We start from the raw sequence: 20598 nt of genomic DNA on the forward strand, positions 1-20598 counted from the left end.
TAAGGGGCTATTTGGTTAAAAAGCACCCCGGTGACCTTTCGGAATTTGGTTCCAAATTAATTATTCAATTGAATCAAAAAGTAGCTCTATGTCATTATAATGTCTTCCTGTGTTTGGGACGTCAATTTTTTCGAAATTATACAAAGCTATTTTGTCGGGCTTTCGATTTCTTTCCCTAGATAAACAAAACTTGTCCCAGTTTTTATATTCTCCAAACGTGTTTTATTTACGTATGTAATGATGTCTAAATGGCCATCAGGAAATTTGACGAATAGTGGTATCATATCCTCATCTTTCTCGGTCAAACGAATCAATGCTATATATTCTTCTTTGGTCGTAAATGGAACTTCTTGAACAGTAGGGAACTGATTGGCAACTTCCATTACAGAAACATAATCATTTTTATGATACATTAAATTTGAGTTTCTTGGGTTTTCAACAACCTCATCGTGAGTACGAATTCTAAAAACACCATTTTCTCCAAATTGTTTTTTGAATCGTTGAATAGCGTATTTGTTTATTTCCGCATTTCCTGTTAAGGCAATCAGAAATCCAATATTACTCAATTCAATATTGTCTATTAGTTCATCTGAATAAATGTCTACCAAGGAAGCATCTAATCCCATTTTTTTTGCCTTTTCAATATTAGCAATATTAGAGTCCATCAATACCACTTGTTGGTCGTTTTCATTTAGGTATTCCGCAATAAGTCTAGAGAATTTTGATGCACCGATGATTAGAATTCCGTTAGAGTTTTGTAAAAACACTTTGGATATTTTTGCAAATAAACGGGCTGTTGTGGCATTAAATAATACGGTTCCCAACACAATAACAAAAACCAATGGTGTAATGTATTCTGCTCCTTCTACGCCGTTTTTAACAAGTTTTAAACCAAATAGAGAGGCAATACCTGCGGCAACAATACCACGAGGCCCAACCCAACTAATAAAGAGTTTTTCATTGAACTTTAAGGTAGAATTGATTGAAGATAGAAATACGCCCAATGGTCTCACTACAAAAACAACAATTAAAAAAATCGCCAAAGTTTTCCAGTTATAAATCAACATCAAATCACTCCAATTGACATTTGCAGCTAATAAAATGAATAAAATAGAAATCAGGAGCACACTTATAGATTCTTTAAAATCTAATATTTCATTTAAGTGTGGAAGGTTCGAATTTCCTAAAACCATTCCCATCACAACAACAGATAATAATCCTGATTCGTGAGAGAAAGCATCAGATAATACAAAAATCCCCAAAACAGAAGCAAGAACGAAAACGTTTAATAAATAATGTGGGATTAGTTTTCTTCTAATGGCATACCCCAAGGCATGCGCAAATGTAAACCCGAAAGTTGAACCAAATAAAACAATTTTTCCAAATTCAACAAAAGCTGTTTTGGTATAGGTTGTTCCTGTGCCTACATTGATAAACTCAAATACCAATACGGCAACCAATGCTCCAATAGGATCAATTAATATTCCTTCCCATTTTAAAACAGCAGAGATGTCTTTCTTTAAAGGAATGTTTCTTAAAATCGGAGTGATTACAGTTGGACCAGTCACAATGATTAAGGCTGAAAATAGAAAAGAAACTTGCCAAGACAGTTCAAAAATAAAATGAACAGCAAATCCAGCTCCCCAAAAAGTAACTGCAGAACCGATAGTTATTAATTTCGTAATAACGGGACCAACATTTTTTATCTCGTTCAATTTCAATGTTAACCCTCCTTCAAATAGAATCAAACTAATAGCCAGAGAGACAAAGTAATAAAGACTTTCTCCAGGAAATAATCCTTTTTCACCATTCCATACTGGTTCAATCCATTTAGTACCATCAGAGCTAAGCCATTCAGAAGCAACAGGTCCCACTAAAAGACCAATTAATATTAAAGGTAAGATGGCAGGTATTTTAAATTTCCAAGCAGACCATTGTGCTAAAATTCCAAGTATTATAATTCCGGAAAGTTCTATCATTTTATAATGTTAAGTAGTTCGTCACTTTGAACAAATATAACAATCCTTTTGAAATACAAGAGAAGTTCCTTGAATTGCTATTCAAATAAATAAAATTATCCTTAACGATTGTGTGTTTAGGAAATGCACTTATGCTTAAAATTAGGGTGTTTATGGAATTTGTAAAATTTCAGTTTCTCGAAATCTTTAATATTGATACTAAATTTAATCAAAATGTTTGTACTCATAATGATTGAATAAATAATCAACTAAAAAAAATAAAATGTCTTATTTACAAAGCCCTAGGCTCACCTTTTCAGGAAGGTTTCAGTCGGATGTATCCACGGTAAACAATGATCCTAATCATTTCAATAATGCCACATTTCAGTCGAGTTATCAAGATTTTCAAGATGAAAAAAATGCCAATGGTTGGTGGAACCCAACAGGTACAGGTAACTTTAGATTAATAGATCTGAAAATTCAAAGTGTTACCTATTTAGATGGGACTAGTACTAAAGATCCTAAAAAGGATCCCATTATCGGTATGAATATTATGGATACTGATTCAAGGGTTGCTGGAAAAATGGTGGATTTGGATTCACAGCAGCAAATGGTTTCAGAAATATGGGGATTGATCGTTCGCATTGGAAAAGGCGATCAAGTTTATCTTTCAGGTGACTACGATGTAGCAGCTTTTACCAATATTTGGTTTAATAGGTCTACAGATAAATCTCGCGATGCAGCGGCAGCTGCAAGTTATCAATCTCAATTGAAAAATTTAGAATGGAAAAATATTGAAACCTCTGGTTCTAGGTATTTAAAAGAGTTAATGCAAACAAGTAAAGAAAAGTTGTCAATACAATTTACTGTGGATAGATATAATGGAGATCATACCTCTCCAGAATTTACACTTGGTAGAATGGTGGGAAGTATCGGACCTGTTTTTGATGATGAACCAATTCATCATATTCAAGGAAGACAGTTGTTTCCTAGTATTCCAACAGTTAATTATGCAATGGCGATAGTGGATGAAAAATTAAGCCAAGTTGTTTTAAATTTATCGAATTCTTTGCAATTTGGAATTGCGCCAGAAGCACCTGTTCAGATAATTGATACTGAAGGAAAAGCAGAACAGATAGCTACTGCCAATGTAGGTATTGTTGAAACAGCGACCATGACATTAGCGATTAACAACGGTACAAAAGAGGATCCGAATTACGTGTTTTTAGGGGCAGTAAATTATACTGATCCAGGTTGGTACGAACAAGATTCGGGAATTTGTACATTTCAACTATCTCCTGAAAATTTAGTCTTGATTCAAAATAATCCATTGGTAATTTTAGATTATTCCTCTACCCAAACAAGTAGTTTAAGCTTAAAACAATCGGTAATGCCAATGCTGGAAGAGAAGAAAAATTATGTGGTTGCAGATACCTATGTGTTTAGGATCAACCCGGATGATGAAGCAACGGTTAAATTTTATGCGACTCAATATGGTAAGCCATTAAAGAATAGTGCTATTGTGTTGAATGACGATACTACAAATTTATTGCAAGGGGCCGATAATCCAATTTTGGGAGTTCCTAAGAATGCTTTAAGTTTTACGGCAGCCACAGAGACAGATTCCAAAGGTATCGCGGAGATCAAATTAAATGCTTCGGATCCAGGGAATCCAAGAGCGTTTATTGATGGTCAGTTATATGCGTTGAATTATAGCTTAGAAGGTGAATTTTTTGCAGATTGTAATCCGATAAACTTTATCAGTATTATGGTTTTTGATAGTGTAGATGCTGCTGTTGTAAAGAATCCTACTTGGGCTGATTTACAGCCAACAATGCAACAATACTCAAATTTATATCCTATTATGTCTAGAGGAGTATTCAAATTATCAAATCAAGAGGTAGTCGATGAACATGCTGAAATTCTAAAATTTGTTTTTGGCAAAGAAGTATCTGATCCAAACTATATGCCGGTAACAAGAGATTTGTCTAGAGACAAACAACAGATGATTCTAAACTATTTAGACAGTGTTCTAAGTGATAAGAAGAAAAACGAAACTGTGGAAACAAATTAGAAAAACTTATAGAATATTATGATTTTACTAAAAAACAAAAAAATAGATTCACTTGAGAAATTAAAAGGTGCAATTCAAACAGCAATTGAGTTAGAACATGCTACAATTCCGCCTTATTTAACTGCAATGTTTTCTCTAGCGAATACAAAGAACACTAAAATAGCTGGGTTAATTCATTCCGTTGTTATTGAAGAAATGCTTCACTTAACTATTGCATGTAACTTATTGAATGCCATAAAAGGCGAGCCTGTTTTGAATAAACCAGAATTTGTTCCAAACTATCCCGGTCCTTTACCAGGTGGTGTTGAAACAGGTTTAATTGTACCAATTGCAAAATTTTCTAAGAATTTGGTTAAAAATGTTTTTATGGTTATCGAAGAGCCTGAAAACCCTATTGATATTAAATTAAAAGGAAATAATTTAGAGGGAGCTACTGATTTAAAATCACAGTTAGAAGCAAGAGTTGTTATATTAGAAAAGAAAGATTCTTTGACTATTGGTGAGTATTATGAGTATATCACCTTATTATTGGAGATTTATGAAATTATTGCTCAACTAAAAGGAGATACCATTTTTAAAGGTGATGTGGCTAAGCAAGTTGTAAACCCTAAATGGTTTCCTGAATCTGAGCTTTTTGCGATAACAGATTTAGCGAGTGCTAAAAGAGCCATTGAAATTATTGTAGATCAAGGTGAGGGTAGTACGACTGATCCTTTTGTTGATACCGATAATGATGGAGATACACCTAGTGAGCCCGCTCATTATTACAGATTTGCCGAAATTTTTGCAGGAAAAGAATTAGTAAAAGATAGTAATGCTAAAGTGGGATATTCTTATTCAGGTGAAACCATTCCTTTTTATGAAAATGAAGTGCCAAATATGACTGAAAATCCTAAAACGAGTAATTATTCCGTTTCATCATTGGCGTACTTGAACAGTAAATTATTTAATTATAATTATACCAATTTATTAAACAGTTTACATGATACGTTTAATGGGGCCCCAGAGAAGTTAAGTAATGCCATGGGATCTATGTATGCATTGCGCTTGTATGCATTAAAACTAATGGCTTTGCCTGATCCTAATAATCCTGGGTTTGTGGCAGGACCGAGCTATGAGTATGTCGTTTCTCAAGATTTAACGGAAAATGAAAAAGCCTCACTAAAAGTTGATTTAGAGCGAGTATCATGATTTTAGCATGATATTTGTTAAACAGAATTAGACTTTTGTTAGTTATAAGTCCGATAGCATATTTGTTATCGGATTTTTAATAGGGTTTAGAGATGAATGCATAATTTGCTTAAACGATTAAGCAATAGTATGTCCTTATAAAATAAAGGATTAGCGTGATGAAATAATAAGTTATAGAATTATTTTGAAAAGCATTTGATTATCTAATAATAAGAAAGTAATTTTAGAAACGGTTGCAGTGGTTATTTTAATTGAATTAAAACAAATTGCAGGCAAATAATATCAAGAAAGAAAGGAATATGTCGGGAATTAATAAAGGAGTGTTTCTAGAAAAAATATTAAGGAATCATTTACCTCAAAAAGAAGAGGAATGGTTAGATTCAAGTCTTCATAAAATTGATAAAGATACAACTGGAAATAAATTTTTATTGTCTTATAGTTTAGTGCAAAGATTTATTAAAAAAGAAGCTGTTGCTTATTCAGAAAAAGAACTTAAAGAGTTGGATGTTATTTATCCTTCTTTCTGTGGTGAACAATGGAACACGCACTCTTTATCAAGAGCGGTGATGATGTCACGTTTAAAAATAGAAAACAATAAATCAATTCTTCAGAAACTTGAGAATACTGCAAGTGATAAAGAACAAGAAGATTTATATAAAAGTCTTTACTTCCTTGAAAACGCAGAAGATTTTTCGAGTTTTATAGAAGAGGGGATTCGAAGTAACGTAATTACGGTATACGATGCTATTGCACATAACAATCCGTTTGCGGCAACGTTTTTGTCTGAGAATAGCTGGAATCAACTTGTTTTAAAAGGGATATTTAATTTTCGCCCTTTATATTTAATTTACAATTTACAGCAACGTAACAATAAGCAATTAGCACTAGTAGCTAATGATTATGTTAAAGAACGCTGGGCGGCAGGTAGAACATTTACTCCAGAACTTTGGCAACTTATGATTGGGGCTAATAATGACGAAATGAAAATATCATTAACAAAAGCTAAAAATTCAAGCGATGTTTTAGAAAAGAATGCTGCCACGAAAGTACTAAATATCAATAGTGGATCTGAAATTTATGAAATAGAATTTTGGAATACTATTGGAAAAGAATACATAAACACTACACTATATAATTAAACTTTTACAAATGCATTTTATTGATCCACATATACACATGGTTTCTCGTACTACAGATGATTACGAGGCTATGAGAGCGGCAGGAATTGTTGCTATTATTGAACCCGCTTTTTGGATGGGACAACCGAGAACATCGGTAGGTTCCTTTCAAGATTACTTTAATAGTTTAGTCAATTGGGAACGTTTTAGGGCATCTCAATTCGGAATTAAACATTATTGTACAATCGGACTTAATTCTAAAGAGTCTAATAATGAGGCTTTGGCGGAAGAAGTAATGGAGTTACTTCCGATCTATGCGGCAAAAGAAGGGGTGGTAGCCATTGGAGAAATTGGTTATGATGATCAAACTGCTGCTGAAGATAAATATTTTAGACAGCAGATAGAATTGGCAAAAGAATTGAATCTTCCAATTATGGTCCATACACCACACAGAGATAAAAAGAATGGTACTCTTAGGAGTATGGAGGTGATAAAAGAACATGGTGTTGCTCCAAACATGGTAGTCATAGATCATAACAATGAAGAAACAGTAAAAGATGTTTTGGATCGGGGGTATTGGGCTGCATTTACTATTTACCCTAATACAAAAATGGGGAACGAAAGAATGGTGGAAGTTGTAAAACAATATGGTTCTGAAAGAATCATTGTTGATAGTTCTGCCGATTGGGGAGTGAGTGATCCGTTAGCAGTTCCTAAGACTGCTGCGCTAATGTTAGAAAGAGGTGTTTCTAAAGAAGATATGCACCTTACATGTTATCAAAATGCTTTAGACGTATATGGACAAAGTGGCCAATTTAATGAGGCTGATTGGCTTACAGAAATGAAAATTGAAGAACAGGAATTGTTGAATGGGAATTCCGTGTTGCGTGGACAAGAGTTTGTGAAAAAAACATACTCTAATATTATCAAGAACTAACATGAGGTTAGGTAGTTTTATAAAATTAGCTCGTCCGGCAAATATCATCACCGCGATTTCAGATATTGTTGCTGGGTTGGCAATTGCAGGAGTTTTTAATAATGGTTTTGAACAAACATCGTTTAATTCAAGTATGCTTTTGATGATTGCCACGATTGGACTTTATGGTGGAGGAATTGTTTTTAACGATGTTTTTGATTTTGAAGATGATAAAATAAATAGACCAGAACGAGTATTACCAAGAGGTATTATTACAAAAAAAGAGGCTATCTATTTTGGGTTAGTTTTGTTTGTAGTGGGTATAGTATGTGCGTTAAATGTATCTGTTTTCAGTGGAGTTTTAGCGGCTATTACTGCTGTTTTGGCTTTGTCTTATGATAAATATGCCAAACATCATGCTATATTAGGTCCCATAAATATGGGATTATGTAGAGCAACAAACCTATTGTTAGGAATGAGTATTATTCCTGGCGTAGTTAGCTCTATGTGGTTTATTGGTTTTGTACCGTTACTATTTGTTGGTGCCATTACCTTGGTTGGTCAAAAAGAAGCACAAGGAAACAATAGAAAAGCCATTGTAAAAGCTATATTTTTGGACACTTCTGTTGTCTGTTTTTTTATAGTTTTAATATTTAAAGGATACTTAAATACCTATGCAGCGATCCCTTTTTTATTATTTTGGTATGGAATTAACTTGAATGCAAAGATTAACGCGATAAAAAATAATATTCCAGAAGAGATAATGAAGGCTGTTAAGACAGGTGTGTTGTCTTTAATTCCACTCAATGCTATTTATGTTGCTGGTTTTGCACATCCGATTCATGGATTGTTGCTTTTATGTTTATTGCCTTTGTCTGTTTTGATAGCAAAACGTTATGCAGTGACCTAGAAGGTTGAAGATAAGAATGAGTAGAATGATTATTTAGGTTTGTAAAATATGAATAAAGTAATACAACAAAATTTTGAAGTTAAATTCAATTATAACATTTCTTTTACAGAGGATGTTTTCGGAACCGAGAACCCTTTTTTAAAAGATGTTTTGAACAGTGTTCCAAATATAGGTACAGCCAAAGTTGTGGTCGTATTAGACAGTGGGATGTTTGTTCATCATAGTTACTTAATAGAGAAGATAAAAAAGTATTTTCAGTCGTATCATAAAAATATAAGTTTACAAGGAATACCTTTAATTGTGGATGGAGGAGAACTTGTTAAAAATAATTGGCAAGCTGTTGAAAGTGTGTTAGAATTACTAAACACTCAAAAAATTGATCGACATTCCTTTATCATCACCGTAGGAGGAGGAGCTGTATTGGATATGGTTGGGTTTGCAAGCGCCATAGCCCATAGGGGGGTCCGTTTGATTAGGATTCCGACAACAGTATTATCACAAAATGACTCTGGAGTTGGTGTAAAGAATTCATTCAATTATTTTGAAAAAAAGAACTTTTTGGGAACTTTCCAACCACCTTTCGCTGTAATTAACGATGCTCGGTTCTTAGATAGTTTATCGGATCGTGATTATCGCTCTGGTATATCTGAAGCAATTAAGGTTGCTTTGATTAAAGATAGCTTGTTTTTTGAATGGATAGAATCTAATGTTAGCCTTTTGAATAAAAGGGATAAAGGGGCTATTGATTATTTGATATTTAGATGTGCCGAATTGCATACAGAGCATATAGCAACGGCAGGAGACCCTTTTGAGCAAGGTTCATCAAGACCGTTGGATTTTGGACATTGGGCCGCTCATAAATTAGAAAACTTAACAAATTATGAGCTAACCCATGGAGAAGCGGTTGCTGTAGGTATCGTTTTAGATAGTTGTTATTCATATTTTAAAGGTTTTATATCGGAAGAAGAGTTGTTAAGGATAGTACGTTGTTTTCATTCATTAAAATTTGAATTGAACCCTTTGTTACTTTTCAATTCTGACGATCGTTCAAAAATGAATCCTGAATTATTAAGAGGGTTAGAAGAATTTAGAGAACATTTAGGAGGGAAACTAACTATTATGTTATTAAAAGCTATCGGTAAGGGAGAAGAAATTAATGAGATGGAGGATTCTAAACTTCATCAATCAGTTGCTTATATTGATCAGTTTGTATCACAATTACAAAGTATATGAGAATAGGGAATGGAGATTTAAGTTATTGCACTAACATTCATGCCGGTGAAACATGGCAAGAAATATTTGATAATTTAAAAACGTATGTGATAGAAGTGAAACATAGAATTTCGCCTCAAGGAGCTTTTGGAGTTGGACTGCGTTTATCAAACCTGGCTGCAGTAGAATTGAGCAAACCTTCCGTTTTATTGGAGTTTAAGGAGTGGCTAACGTTGAACCAATTGTATGTATATACAATGAATGGTTTTCCGTTTGGCAGTTTTCATGACGAAGTGATAAAGGATCAGGTTCATGCACCGGATTGGACAAATGACACAAGAAAGCAATATACAAAGCAGCTGTTCGATATTCTAGGAGAATTGTTGCCCGATTCTATGGAAGGAGGGATCTCAACTTCTCCTATATCCTATAAATTTTGGCATGCTTCTGAGTTAGAATTAAAAATGGCTAAAAGTCAAGCTTGTACCTCGATAATAGAGGTAGTGGAGCATTTGATGAAAATTAAGCTGAGAAACGGTAAGTCTATGCATTTAGATATTGAACCTGAGCCGGATGGAATTATAGAAAACTCCATTGAGTTTGTTCAGTTTTATAATGATTACCTCATAGATAGAGGAGTAAATCAGTTAATGGATCTTGTGAAGTGTACAAAGTCGGAAGCTGAATCAGCAATTCGAGAGCATGTTCAATTGTGTTTTGATATTTGTCATGCTGCTGTGGCTTATGAAAAACCGTTGGAAGTTGTTAATATGATGGAAACGAATCGAATTAACATAGGGAAATTACAATTAAGCTCTGCTTTGAAATGTAATATGGACGGTGCTTATTCAAGCTTGGAGTTACAAAAGTTCCTACAGGAGTTTTGTGAACCGAATTACCTTCATCAAGCAATCATTAAGTCAAAAGACGGAGTGTATCATAAATTTCCAGATTTAGATGTAGCTATAGAAGCTATGGATTCATTGAGTTTTGAGGAATTAAGAACGCATTATCATGTACCAATATTTCTTGCAGATTATCAAAAATTGCAATCTACACAAGATGACTTGATAGAAGTTTTACAATTGTGGAAAAAAAGATCTTTTACAAAGCATCTAGAAATTGAAACATATACCTGGGATGTTTTACCTAATCAAATGCAAACGGATATCACATCAGCAGTAACAAGAGAAATGAAATGGGTTTTGAACCAAATTAAATGAATTAGATGAAGCAAACTGTAGTAATAAATGTAGTTGGACTAACTTCAAAAATATTAGAGGATAACAGTCTTTTTATTTCTCAATGGAGCAAAAAAGAAAAAAATGTTGCTACAATTACTCCTGTGTTACCTGCAGTTACTTGTACAATGCAAACTACTTATTTAACAGGTAAATCTCCATCGGAACATGGAATTGTTGGAAACGGATGGTATAACAAAGAACAATCTGAAGTTCAGTTCTGGAAACAATCTAATAAAATAGTAGAAGTACCAAGTTTGTGGGACGATGGTAAAGAAAGAGATAAAAATTTTACTTGTGCTAATATGTTTTGGTGGTATAATATGTATTCATCTGTAGATTATTCAGTTACACCAAGACCGCAATATTGGGCCAACGGTTTGAAAAAGCCAGATTGCTATAGTGTTCCTGCTGGTTTAAGGGATGAATTGCAGGATAAGTTTGGTATTTTTCCTTTGTTTGATTTTTGGGGCCCCAGAACAACGATAAAATCAAGTCAATGGATTGCAGATGCCTCAGTATATGTGCATGAAAAATACAATCCTACTTTACAGTTAATTTATTTGCCTCATTTGGACTATTGCTTTCAAAAATACAAAGGTGATTCTTATGAAGTAAAAAAGGATATCAAGGAAATAGATGATCTGCTTAAAAATTTGATCCAGTATTATGAATCGAAAAATGTAAAGCCTATTGTCCTTTCTGAATATGGTATTTCTCCTGTAGATTCTCCAATTCATTTGAATAGAGTACTCCGTGATTCTGGATTGTTGCAGGTACGTACTGAAAATAATAAAGAATTATTAGATGCAGGTGCAAGTCAGGCTTTTGCGGTAGCAGACCATCAAGTTGCACATGTATATTGCGCTCCTGAAGTAGAGGGAAAAGTGTATCAACTATTGCTTCATATAGATGGGGTGGAGGAAGTTTTAAATAAAAAAGAACAAGTACAAAGAAAATTATGGCATAAAGAACGTTCAGGGACTTTTATGGTAGTAGCCAAAAAGAATTCTTGGTTTACCTATTATTATTGGAAAAATGATAAGCAGGCACCTGATTTTGCTAGAACGGTTGCGATTCATGATAAGCCTGGCTATGATCCTGTTGAGATGTTTTTAGATACAGATAAGACGGCTGTTAAACTTCAAGTAGTAGCGAAATTATTACTAAAAAAAATGGGATTCAGAGTTTTATTTGATTTTATCCCTTTAAAAGGAGAGATGATTCAAGGGTCACACGGTAGGATCAATGTACCAAAGAATGAGCTGCCAATTCTTATTTCAGAAGATAATCATGATAAGACTATTGAAGCGATAGCTGTTAAAGATGTAATACTTTCTAGTGTATTTCACTAATTAATTGTGGAGCATCAAGAGTTAAGATAAAACCACTCTAAAGTCAAAAAGTCTAATAGAGTGGTTTGTTTTTGAATTACACAAAGGAGTTTTTTGAAAAATTCCTAAGTTTAAGAACCTTTAAAAATCCTGCAGATAAGAAGAGTCCCATAGAGATATATGTGTTCATAAATGATAGAAATATACCGGCCAAACAAACGAAGGCACAACTGAAATCTATTGTTTTTTTACTTAGCATTTCAGACACCTTCGATTCTTTACCATGGATTTTAATAATGTAACTTCTTAAAAGCATAAATGACAATTGGCTCATCAATAAAATAAAACCATAGAGTAATACAGGAGTTATATCTGTATGGTGGTTTCCCTCACCAATCCAACTAGTTGAAAAGGGTATTAAAGAAAGCCAAAAAAGCAATAATAGATTTACCCACAATACCTTACCATCTATTTTTTCAACAATTTTAAAGAGTTGATGGTGGTTGACCCAATAAATGCTTACATAAAGAAAGCTCACAAAATACCCAATGAATTTAGGGACAACCTCATAAAACCCAATTAAAGTATATTCCTTGGGTGCTTTTAAATCTAAAACCATAATTGTGATGATAATAGCTATTACCCCATCACTAAAAGCTTCAAGTCTAGATGATGTCATTTTGAAAAATTAATAAGTTCCTACCTCTAAAACCTCGTGTCCATATTTTTTCGAATATGCTTGAATTTCTTCAAAGTCATCAGAATCAACTTCTGTTAATTTATCGAAAAAGTCAAATGTTCCTGATGGGGTAAATGTACCAATCAGACGACCTTCGGTATCTCCAACATTTGTGAATTTGTGAGCTACACCACGTGGTAAATAAATGAACGTTCCTACAGGTGCATCATAAACTGTTTCGTCAACCTGAAAAGTGAATGTACCTTCAGTTACTTGTAGACTTTCATCGTTTTTATGGTGAATATGTAATGGGGCACCTTGTTTCGCAGGTACTACCAATTCAAAATAATCTAAATACTCACCGGTAACACTTTTTTCTGTTTTGTAGATAGCATCAAATCCTGTGATTTTTGTTGTTTTTCCTTCGTTCGGCTTTAATATTCTTGTTTCGCTCATGATATAAATTTTTATTTTTTAATTGGAAATCTTTTCAATAATTCATCAAATCCATTTTGATAAAACTCAGATATAGCATCTTCTTTGTAGTAAAAAGTGGCAACCCATTGCACAATAGAGGTTCCTCCTTTGATATCGAATACTCTTAGATCTGAATAATAGTTATGGATAGCTTCTCCCCATTCTCCAGCATACCATTTGTATCTGTAATGGAAATTTTCATTATCCATCATTACCAATTCTTCAATAGCTTTTGGTTGCCCCGGAAATGTTAAAAGTCTTCTTATTTCTCTTGTTTCTGTTTGTTCTTTTAAAACATTCAATTCTGTAATTTCTGGATGCCATTCATGGATGGTAAAAAAACCACCGATAACATTCCAAATTTCCTCCGCAGAGGCTCCTAATTCGATAGATTGTACTACGCGCCAATCTTTGTAACCAATTTCTGTCATATTATTTTTTGTTTATTAAGTTTTTAAAAAAAGAAAGGCTAGGGGCAAAAAAATATTCACCTCCACGTACCTTGATTAAATCTTGAAAGCCAAACTCGGATTCTATTAACTTGTCTCCGATTTTAATTTTCCATCGTTTTGATTGATTGTCAATCGTTGTGTTCTGCCCGGATGTTATTGGGTCGGTACCAATTCCTTTAATAGGGAAATTAGGATTGTCTGACCAACCGGTTTGCGTTACCAAAAATTGTTGTTCAATATCGCTTTGACAAGAAAGAAAGAGGAGTCCTGCATCTGTCCATTCTTTATCTGGCGTCAGGTTTTTGTCTCCATAACTGATACCTCTTCTTGTAATTCGTTTGCTTCTTTCGTTGAATATAGGAACACCATTTCGTACCGCCGTATCACCCCTAGGATTGGTTTTTCTAATATGGGATTGAAATGGACATTTGTATCCATGGGTATCATTAGCGAAATTGAAATTATTGGGGATTTCACCAGTATCAGAGGTAATGTTTTCATCCAAAAGAGCTCCATTTTTATGTCTTCCAATTGCTAATGCAGCGGCAAACTCTTCACTTACTTTTGAATTTGTTGCTTTTGATAAAAGGTCTGAGAATTGTTTGGCTTGCTCTTTAAACCCTTTTATATTCTGTTGAAGTTTTCTGTAAACGAAATAGCTTCCGTAACTTCTTTCAGCGAATGCACCTCCTGGGTCTTCTGTGGCTACTAATCCAAACGAACCTGTCGGGTTGTATTTGTCAACTTCCTGTAAGCGCTCCATATCAGATTTGAAATAAACAGGGTTACTAACCCCATCTGCAAAACCAAAGTGTTCTATAGTGGTATCATTTTTATTTTTTAAAACATAGCCATTTTCAATACCAAGAATTTCACCAGTACCCGCTAATAATTCTTTTAGTTTTTTTACCTCATCGCAAAGAGTGTTATCTGCTATCACAGCATTCGTTTGAGAGCTTCCATAGCCATAAATGATTAATAGATCAATATTGTTTTGGAATGTTGTTTCCCATGATTCTATCGTATCGTTTAATGGATTCTTTGTTCTAGCATGTACTCCTCTAGGGCCAGTGTCATATTGAAATTCTGTATCTTTCATCCCAGCCACAAATGCTTTGTCATCTGGGATGTTTTTTACATCAACTCCAAGTACTATATAGGCGTTGTGACTTAACAAAACCCCAGTAAAAATGTGTTCTTTGCCGTTTTCTTTGTGATCAATTGAGGTATGATGTTGTGTGTATGCTGATGTGATTTTGGGAGCTAAGGCGTTTACAAATTTTCTATTTCGATGAATATCATCGCCTAATTTTAAAAATACATGCTTTGAATAGGCACGACCATGACTTTTAAATATATTACCCTGAATATCCTCAAAAACATCTTTTAGTCCCGGGTCTTCAATATCTAAATTAGTTTGGCTTAATTTTAATACTGATTTTTGTGATTCTTGGCAGTTTTGCATGAGACTATTTGTAATAGTTTCGGTCGTCAGGTGCCTCATTTGTAGTAAATGTTTTTTGATACTCCGGACTATAGACATTTAGAATTTTATAGGTTCCCGATGTTTTCCATGAGCCTTCTGTCCAAGAACCATCGTCATTTAACGATTTTTCTACCTTTTGAGATTGAATTAATACTCTTCCCCAAAACAACCACTTACCATTGATGTTATGAGCAAAATAAACTCTAACTGGATCTATTTGAAAAATACGAGCACTTGGTTTATTTTTAAATTCGAAAATTCTACCTTCCACATCTTTCAGTGTGACAGGGTTGACTTGGTGTTTCTCTAAGTTAAAAATTTCAACAGGGAAGCCTTGTTCCTCTGTTAGTTGTAATGTGTCATTGATTTCGACAAAACTTCCCATAATATATTTTTTGAGTTTTTATTTTTTATTTGGATTATAACATTCTAAAACAAGGACCGTATGTTTCTCCTTTAGTGTTATTAGGTATAGGTATTTGCATTAGTGGAATTGCATATTTTTCTAGTTTAAACATAACCTCGATAGCATTTACTAAGGCCGCTTGTCCACGTCCCCCGATAGCCCAAGCATTTTCAAGTAATTTCACTAAATCTGTATAAGCTATATCAAACTCTCTAATAAGGTGCCATACTTTTTCATCAACATCTTCTTTTTGATAGCCACCATCTGGTATTCTGGCAGTTTTATATGCATCAGGTCTAGGCAGCTCCTCTTTGAAATAAAACTTGTTGTTTTCTTCAATTATTTTTTTGCCTTGAAAAACCTCCCAGAATCTGTAAAAATGAGCAAGATTATCCATTCCGGTACTTTCCGGACCAACATCTTCAGATCCTTCACCTTGTTCCTTAATCATGTCAATTGCTTTAGATACACTTGTTGCATCTGCCATTACCCACCATGATAAAGGCCCTGCTAATTGTCTTTCTACATCCATTTCTGGCTGTAGTTCTTGGAAAAGCTCATTAATTCGATCATATAGTTGACCTATTGTGGTGTTGTGAATATGATTGGTGTTGGCTTTTCCCGGAGTCCCATCAGCGTTGTATAAACCGCAAAGTTTTACAAGCTCGCCTGTTTCGTAATCATAGATGTCTGCAACGGCATCTGGTAATTCAATTTCTATAAAGTTTCTAAGTGAACGGTCACTCAACCCTTCTAAATGTAAAAACAAATCAGGATGAACCCCTCCTGGTAAGCCTGAGGGAAATTTTAATCCAAATTTCGGATCATAAATTCTTGGTTCTCCACCAATTCCAACAATCATATTACAAACCATTGCCATATGAAGCATTTCTTCTTGAAATATGTTTCTGATGGATTTGGCTACTTCACAGTTGTTGTCTTTGATAGACCACATGGCTTGTAAGTAGATAGGGATAGTAGCAAATTCTAATATTACCGCACTATTTAATAATTCTTTTAAGACAAATAATTTATCCTCATGAATGTCTTCAACGGATTTAGAATGATTTATTAATTCATTTATGTTGTTCGTTCGAAAGGCTTTTTCTTGAAAGGAATTTTGATATATTTCGGGTGTTGCAATCATGTATTTGAGTGTTTATTGACTAATTAAATGTTCTACGAGCCTAAATGATAAGGCAGTAAGTGTAAGTGTTGGGTTAACTGCGGATCCTGTAGGGAAAGCAGCATTGGAACAAATAAATAAATTATCTGTATTGTGTACTTTCATATATTTATCGGTAACACTATTTTCTGGAGAGGTTCCCATACGAGCAGTTCCCGTTGTGTGATGACCTCCGGGTTTATCTACTTTTGAAGAGATGATTTCTAACCCCATTTTAGTGATTACATCTTCTAGTAGTTTTAACCGATCATTGGCATTTTTTGTTTCCTCATCAGTTCTGCTAAAATGAACTGATGTTTGTGGTAGACCAAAACGATCTGTACCTTCTTTAGCTATCAGTCTATTTGAAAATTTACCTTTTTCTTCTAGGAAAGCTTGTAAATTGATTTTCATTTCACCGTATACAACTCGATCTATTTCTTCTCTTGATTTACCATCAATCATTAGTTGTGCAATATCTGTATCTGGTGTAGTTCTGTTTTTAAACATGAAAATTTTACCTTTTTTCTGATGTTCTTTAGTGTTGTAACTGTGAGACATTAGCGTAGGGAAATCGTATTCTTGAAACCAACCATTAGGATTTGATTTTGCCTTACCCACTACATTTAGCATAGAATGTGATACCACATATCTACCTACTAAATCATGATCGTTTCCGATACCTTCTGTCCAATATTTACTTTTCGAAGCCATCAATAATTTTGGTACGTTATAAGCTCCAGATGCAACTATTATTTTGTTACCATACACCGTGATCTCCTCACCGTTCAGATTATTTGTGTAACTAACGGACTCGATAGTGTTTTTACTTTTTACATTAATTTGATGAACAGGAGCGTTTGTTCGGACTTCAAAATTCACAAATCTCTTATCATTTTTTAAATCATCAAGTACATATTGAGCGCTAAACCGTCCTCCAATAGGGCAGTATTTACAGGTTCCGGTAGTCATGCATTTTCTGTATCTTGCGATAGGCATTTTACCCGATTTTATTTTTTCTTTTGTTCCAGGGTTTAGGTCGCCTTCTTGGTATGTTACATCAAGTTGTTCCCAGGCTTTTATCATTTCGCCATCTGCTGCAGTCCAAAGAAATGGAGGTACAGGGTAGGGTTTGGATCTAGGAAACCAATTTTCAGAAGCATCACCACATACAGATAAATACGCTTCGGCTTTATTGTAATAATTTTCAAGGTCTTCATAATTAATTGGCCAATCGGCGCCTTCTCCAGTATTAGAAAAAAGATTAAAGTCTTCTGGCTTAAATCTTAGACACCAAGCTCCCCAGTGCATAGTAGAACCACCATAAGCTTTTACTCGAACACCTTCTGTTTGATACTCAATATTTCCTGTGCTTTCTGCTTCCCATTTTTGATCATAAGTATACGTGTAAGGTCGTTCTCCTTTTGTAATATAGTCCCACCAAAAACGACGATCTTTTGCAATAATTTCAGGTCCAGCCTCAAGAATTAAAATGGACGTGTCGTGTTTGTGTTCTAGTAATCCTTTGGCTATCGTAGCAGCAGCAACACCGGCTCCCACAATGATGTAATCAAAATTTTCATTCATGGTTGTTATCTTTGTTTTTTGGTTGGTATGCTCTTACCTTTGATTCTCGGTTGTAGCGAGTTCCGCTTAAAAAACCATGATAGTTTTTACCTTTTTCTCCGCCATATTTATTCCCCCAACTTTTAAAGCCACCTGCTGTGATCTGCATCCGGATAAATTCGTTTACAACATAAATTTTACAATGAGCCAATCTGGTAGTGGGAGGTAAGTCGTTATCAACACCACTCTCAAAAAATAGTTTCTTAAAAGCTTCTTCGGTACCATAAATTGATTTTAACTCATTTATTACGTATAATGCATTTACGTACTCACCGGTATAATTTGGAGCATTTTCTGTTTTTGCTTTGATCATTTCATACCAAGAACTGCGTTGGTTATTTGAGTTGTAGATGGTGTTGGACCAATTACTTCCAATAGCTTCAAAAAGTTCCCATAAAGCTTCTTTGTTGGTGTGAGTAAGATGTTGACCTTCAGCGAATATTAATTCGGATTTTAGTTTGTCGTTGCAGACATCTCCACCTATTTGCTGCTCATTTGTTATTTTCATAAATTTTTATTTAGAAGAAATCCTTAATTAACTGAATAATTCGCGTTCCATATGATGTTGAGTCCCTTCCTTGAAATATATATCTGTCCATGAATTGGATTCAAATAAATAGTCACTAAATAAAGATTCGTCTAAACCTTGATTTGCCATTTGATCTCTAAATTCAAAATGGTTGAACAAACGCACAAATTCAGTCAAATAAATGTCTACGACATTTGTATCTCCTTTTATAATGATCATGTTTTCATCATTATTTTTTGTAGAGGCTTCTGAAAAGTTTGCCGATCCTGTAATTAAGGTCGGGTTATCTGTTAGAGGGTCAACTAGTAGATATTTGGTGTGTAGGTATTTAACATGATCGTTTAATCCTGTTAAGTGTTCGGATTCCCAGCCTTTTAGGCCTTCTTCTTTAATTTCTTCTTTATTTAAAACTGCGCCAAGGGCAATTCTATTGTTGGAGGTATCTTTAAACTTATCAAAAGTATTTCCCTGGTGTTCTAGTAAAATGTAACGTAAGGATTCATCTTCCTTACTCATGATTTCAGCAAACTCTTGGTTTACTCCAAATGCAGCTGTAAAACCGATAGATTCATTGGCATCCTTAATTTGATTACCGTACCAATCTAAAATACTTAAATCTGGTCTTGGACTAAATATTGGCGTGATTCCTTGATTAAGTTCAGAAGTTGGAGTAGGTGTGTGTGCATGATTTTCTGGTCTGATGTCTTTCATTTGAGGATCCTTTGATAACCGAGTCCAGTAATCAAAATAATCTTGCGCTATCTTTTTGTCTCTAACGATATGTCCAACGTTAGACTGACCAAATATTCCTCCTCTCGTAAAGTTGGTTGAGCCCATCCAAACTTCAATGGGTGTTCCTTTGTGTAATAAAACAATAAATTTATTATGTTTTATAGAAGCATTTGAGCTTCTTGGTATCATGTGCTTTTCAATACCTGGTACTTTTGCTACAGCTTTATCAGTGTTTTCCCAAGGACCTCGTTTAGAGCGATCATAAATAATTTTTACTTCAGCACCTCTTTTTGTAGCATCAGATAGGGCCTGGATTACCGGTACGTGGTCAAACTCATAGGCTGCAACATGCAAAGCATAGTTGGAATCTTTTGCATTGTTAATAAAAGAAAGCATAGCTTCTTCTAAGCCACGTGATAGCCATTTATAAGCTTCATTATTGGGGAATTTATCTGGACTTTGATTGTTGAACTTTCTTGCATAGGCTTGTCCAACAGTTCCACGATTAAAAAAAACACCATGAGTACCTTCGTCAGGGTTTTCTGTAGATATTTTGATGTCTAATGGAACTCCTTTATCCATTTTTTCTGGACTTCCGTACACAGGCGTTGCCGAATAAGAATATGTTGTATTGGGTTTTGCTGTATAATCTCCCCAAAGAAATGCTTGAATTAATTCCTTGTCATCAATTTTTCCTTTGTTTTTAAACTCTTTAACTCCTTTCAGTTTTTTTACTTTTCCAGTAGTAATGTCTTTACGACTTAAATAAAATCCTAATAGGTTTTCTCTAGTTTGTGTATTTACGTTCAAGCAAAGTAATACCACATGTGTACCACTTATTAGGTGCATTGAAACCCCATTAATTTCTTTTCTTGATCTCATAACTTTATTTTTAAGTTTATAAGCATACCAACATATCGATTATGGGAGTATTACTTATTTTACTTTAAGGGTAACAATTTTAAAAACTTAAAAAAGGATAATCAATCCCCAATAAAATTGGTATTTCCTTATCCGTATATATTAGGAGTTGTTAAAAATAAATAGTTGGTTGATTTAAGTGGTTTTAAATTTTAGTGGTAATTTCATGTA

General features: G+C 34.2%; 18 protein-coding genes. 8 read left to right on the top strand and 10 right to left on the bottom strand.

Annotated elements, in window-relative coordinates; translation table 11 throughout:
- Positions 1–146: 146 nt before the first annotated feature.
- Positions 147–1979 (bottom strand): cation:proton antiporter, encoded by a 1833-nt coding sequence (locus tag AC2DZ0_RS03245; protein WP_484643634.1) that lies wholly within the window; start codon positions 1977–1979, stop codon positions 147–149.
- Positions 1980–2241: 262 nt separating this feature from the next.
- Between AC2DZ0_RS03245 and AC2DZ0_RS03250 the strand changes: the two genes are divergently transcribed.
- The 8 genes from AC2DZ0_RS03250 to AC2DZ0_RS03285 all read left to right on the top strand — a co-directional run bounded on the left by AC2DZ0_RS03250 (position 2242) and on the right by AC2DZ0_RS03285 (position 11975).
- Positions 2242–4032: a hypothetical protein gene (locus tag AC2DZ0_RS03250; RefSeq protein WP_484643636.1), complete on the top strand. Its 1791-nt coding sequence runs from the start codon at positions 2242–2244 to the stop codon at positions 4030–4032.
- Positions 4033–4050: 18 nt separating this feature from the next.
- The gene (locus tag AC2DZ0_RS03255; protein ID WP_484643637.1) at positions 4051–5223 is read left to right on the top strand and encodes a ferritin-like domain-containing protein; all 1173 of its coding nucleotides are present in this window, start codon (positions 4051–4053) and stop codon (positions 5221–5223) included.
- Positions 5224–5522: 299 nt separating this feature from the next.
- Positions 5523–6362, top strand: a complete 840-nt coding sequence (locus AC2DZ0_RS03260) for an EboA domain-containing protein (RefSeq protein ID WP_484643638.1) — start codon at positions 5523–5525, stop codon at positions 6360–6362.
- A gap of 10 nt (positions 6363–6372) precedes the next feature.
- Entirely contained in the window at positions 6373–7278 is a 906-nt protein-coding gene (locus AC2DZ0_RS03265; protein WP_484643640.1) for a TatD family hydrolase, read from the top strand.
- Position 7279: 1 nt separating this feature from the next.
- The gene (gene eboC / locus AC2DZ0_RS03270) at positions 7280–8167 is read left to right on the top strand and encodes a UbiA-like protein EboC (protein ID WP_484643641.1); all 888 of its coding nucleotides are present in this window, start codon (positions 7280–7282) and stop codon (positions 8165–8167) included.
- A gap of 48 nt (positions 8168–8215) precedes the next feature.
- Positions 8216–9400, top strand: a complete 1185-nt coding sequence (locus tag AC2DZ0_RS03275) for a 3-dehydroquinate synthase (RefSeq protein ID WP_484643643.1) — start codon at positions 8216–8218, stop codon at positions 9398–9400.
- A complete protein-coding gene (gene eboE, locus AC2DZ0_RS03280) occupies positions 9397–10602 on the top strand; it encodes a metabolite traffic protein EboE (protein ID WP_484643644.1) in 1206 nt (401 codons plus the stop codon). Before AC2DZ0_RS03275 ends, eboE begins: the two co-directional genes overlap by 4 nt.
- Positions 10603–10607: 5 nt before the next feature.
- On the top strand, positions 10608–11975 hold the full coding sequence (locus AC2DZ0_RS03285) for an alkaline phosphatase family protein (RefSeq protein ID WP_484643645.1): 1368 nt from the start codon (positions 10608–10610) through the stop codon (positions 11973–11975).
- A gap of 76 nt (positions 11976–12051) precedes the next feature.
- Here the strand turns inward: AC2DZ0_RS03285 and AC2DZ0_RS03290 are convergent, their stop codons facing one another.
- Genes AC2DZ0_RS03290 through AC2DZ0_RS03330 form a run of 9 tightly spaced genes read right to left on the bottom strand, consistent with a single transcriptional unit; the run spans position 12052 to position 20388 of the window.
- The gene (locus AC2DZ0_RS03290; protein ID WP_484643647.1) at positions 12052–12633 is read right to left on the bottom strand and encodes a TMEM175 family protein; all 582 of its coding nucleotides are present in this window, start codon (positions 12631–12633) and stop codon (positions 12052–12054) included.
- 9 nt (positions 12634–12642) lie between these two features.
- Positions 12643–13089 (bottom strand): cupin domain-containing protein, encoded by a 447-nt coding sequence (locus AC2DZ0_RS03295; RefSeq protein ID WP_484491616.1) that lies wholly within the window; start codon positions 13087–13089, stop codon positions 12643–12645.
- 11 nt (positions 13090–13100) lie between these two features.
- Positions 13101–13541 (bottom strand): SRPBCC family protein, encoded by a 441-nt coding sequence (locus AC2DZ0_RS03300; protein ID WP_484643648.1) that lies wholly within the window; start codon positions 13539–13541, stop codon positions 13101–13103.
- A gap of 1 nt (position 13542) precedes the next feature.
- Positions 13543–15027 (bottom strand): Dyp-type peroxidase, encoded by a 1485-nt coding sequence (locus AC2DZ0_RS03305; RefSeq protein WP_484643649.1) that lies wholly within the window; start codon positions 15025–15027, stop codon positions 13543–13545.
- A gap of 4 nt (positions 15028–15031) precedes the next feature.
- Positions 15032–15433, bottom strand: coding sequence for a hypothetical protein (locus AC2DZ0_RS03310; protein WP_484491619.1), 402 nt, complete (start codon positions 15431–15433; stop codon positions 15032–15034).
- A gap of 34 nt (positions 15434–15467) precedes the next feature.
- The gene (locus tag AC2DZ0_RS03315) at positions 15468–16601 is read right to left on the bottom strand and encodes a ferritin-like domain-containing protein (protein WP_484643651.1); all 1134 of its coding nucleotides are present in this window, start codon (positions 16599–16601) and stop codon (positions 15468–15470) included.
- A 12-nt stretch (positions 16602–16613) separates the two neighbouring features.
- Positions 16614–18206, bottom strand: coding sequence for a GMC oxidoreductase (locus AC2DZ0_RS03320; protein ID WP_484643652.1), 1593 nt, complete (start codon positions 18204–18206; stop codon positions 16614–16616).
- Positions 18199–18753, bottom strand: a complete 555-nt coding sequence (locus tag AC2DZ0_RS03325) for a hypothetical protein (protein ID WP_484643654.1) — start codon at positions 18751–18753, stop codon at positions 18199–18201. The genes AC2DZ0_RS03320 and AC2DZ0_RS03325 overlap by 8 nt, the downstream gene beginning before the upstream one ends.
- A 27-nt stretch (positions 18754–18780) precedes the next feature.
- Positions 18781–20388 (bottom strand): phospholipase D-like domain-containing protein, encoded by a 1608-nt coding sequence (locus AC2DZ0_RS03330; protein WP_484643655.1) that lies wholly within the window; start codon positions 20386–20388, stop codon positions 18781–18783.
- Positions 20389–20598: the final 210 nt, after the last annotated feature.

Source organism: Flavicella sp. IMCC45668 (assembly GCF_057219105.1).

Coding starts and splice junctions, on each gene's coding strand:
- AC2DZ0_RS03245 (WP_484643634.1), bottom strand. CDS start 1,979: ATGATAGAACTTTCCGGAATTATAATACTTGGAATTTTAGCACAATGG.
- AC2DZ0_RS03250 (WP_484643636.1), top strand. CDS start 2,242: ATGTCTTATTTACAAAGCCCTAGGCTCACCTTTTCAGGAAGGTTTCAG.
- AC2DZ0_RS03255 (WP_484643637.1), top strand. CDS start 4,051: ATGATTTTACTAAAAAACAAAAAAATAGATTCACTTGAGAAATTAAAA.
- AC2DZ0_RS03260 (WP_484643638.1), top strand. CDS start 5,523: ATGTCGGGAATTAATAAAGGAGTGTTTCTAGAAAAAATATTAAGGAAT.
- AC2DZ0_RS03265 (WP_484643640.1), top strand. CDS start 6,373: ATGCATTTTATTGATCCACATATACACATGGTTTCTCGTACTACAGAT.
- eboC (WP_484643641.1), top strand. CDS start 7,280: ATGAGGTTAGGTAGTTTTATAAAATTAGCTCGTCCGGCAAATATCATC.
- AC2DZ0_RS03275 (WP_484643643.1), top strand. CDS start 8,216: ATGAATAAAGTAATACAACAAAATTTTGAAGTTAAATTCAATTATAAC.
- eboE (WP_484643644.1), top strand. CDS start 9,397: ATGAGAATAGGGAATGGAGATTTAAGTTATTGCACTAACATTCATGCC.
- AC2DZ0_RS03285 (WP_484643645.1), top strand. CDS start 10,608: ATGAAGCAAACTGTAGTAATAAATGTAGTTGGACTAACTTCAAAAATA.
- AC2DZ0_RS03290 (WP_484643647.1), bottom strand. CDS start 12,633: ATGACATCATCTAGACTTGAAGCTTTTAGTGATGGGGTAATAGCTATT.
- AC2DZ0_RS03295 (WP_484491616.1), bottom strand. CDS start 13,089: ATGAGCGAAACAAGAATATTAAAGCCGAACGAAGGAAAAACAACAAAA.
- AC2DZ0_RS03300 (WP_484643648.1), bottom strand. CDS start 13,541: ATGACAGAAATTGGTTACAAAGATTGGCGCGTAGTACAATCTATCGAA.
- AC2DZ0_RS03305 (WP_484643649.1), bottom strand. CDS start 15,027: ATGCAAAACTGCCAAGAATCACAAAAATCAGTATTAAAATTAAGCCAA.
- AC2DZ0_RS03310 (WP_484491619.1), bottom strand. CDS start 15,433: ATGGGAAGTTTTGTCGAAATCAATGACACATTACAACTAACAGAGGAA.
- AC2DZ0_RS03315 (WP_484643651.1), bottom strand. CDS start 16,601: ATGATTGCAACACCCGAAATATATCAAAATTCCTTTCAAGAAAAAGCC.
- AC2DZ0_RS03320 (WP_484643652.1), bottom strand. CDS start 18,206: ATGAATGAAAATTTTGATTACATCATTGTGGGAGCCGGTGTTGCTGCT.
- AC2DZ0_RS03325 (WP_484643654.1), bottom strand. CDS start 18,753: ATGAAAATAACAAATGAGCAGCAAATAGGTGGAGATGTCTGCAACGAC.
- AC2DZ0_RS03330 (WP_484643655.1), bottom strand. CDS start 20,388: ATGAGATCAAGAAAAGAAATTAATGGGGTTTCAATGCACCTAATAAGT.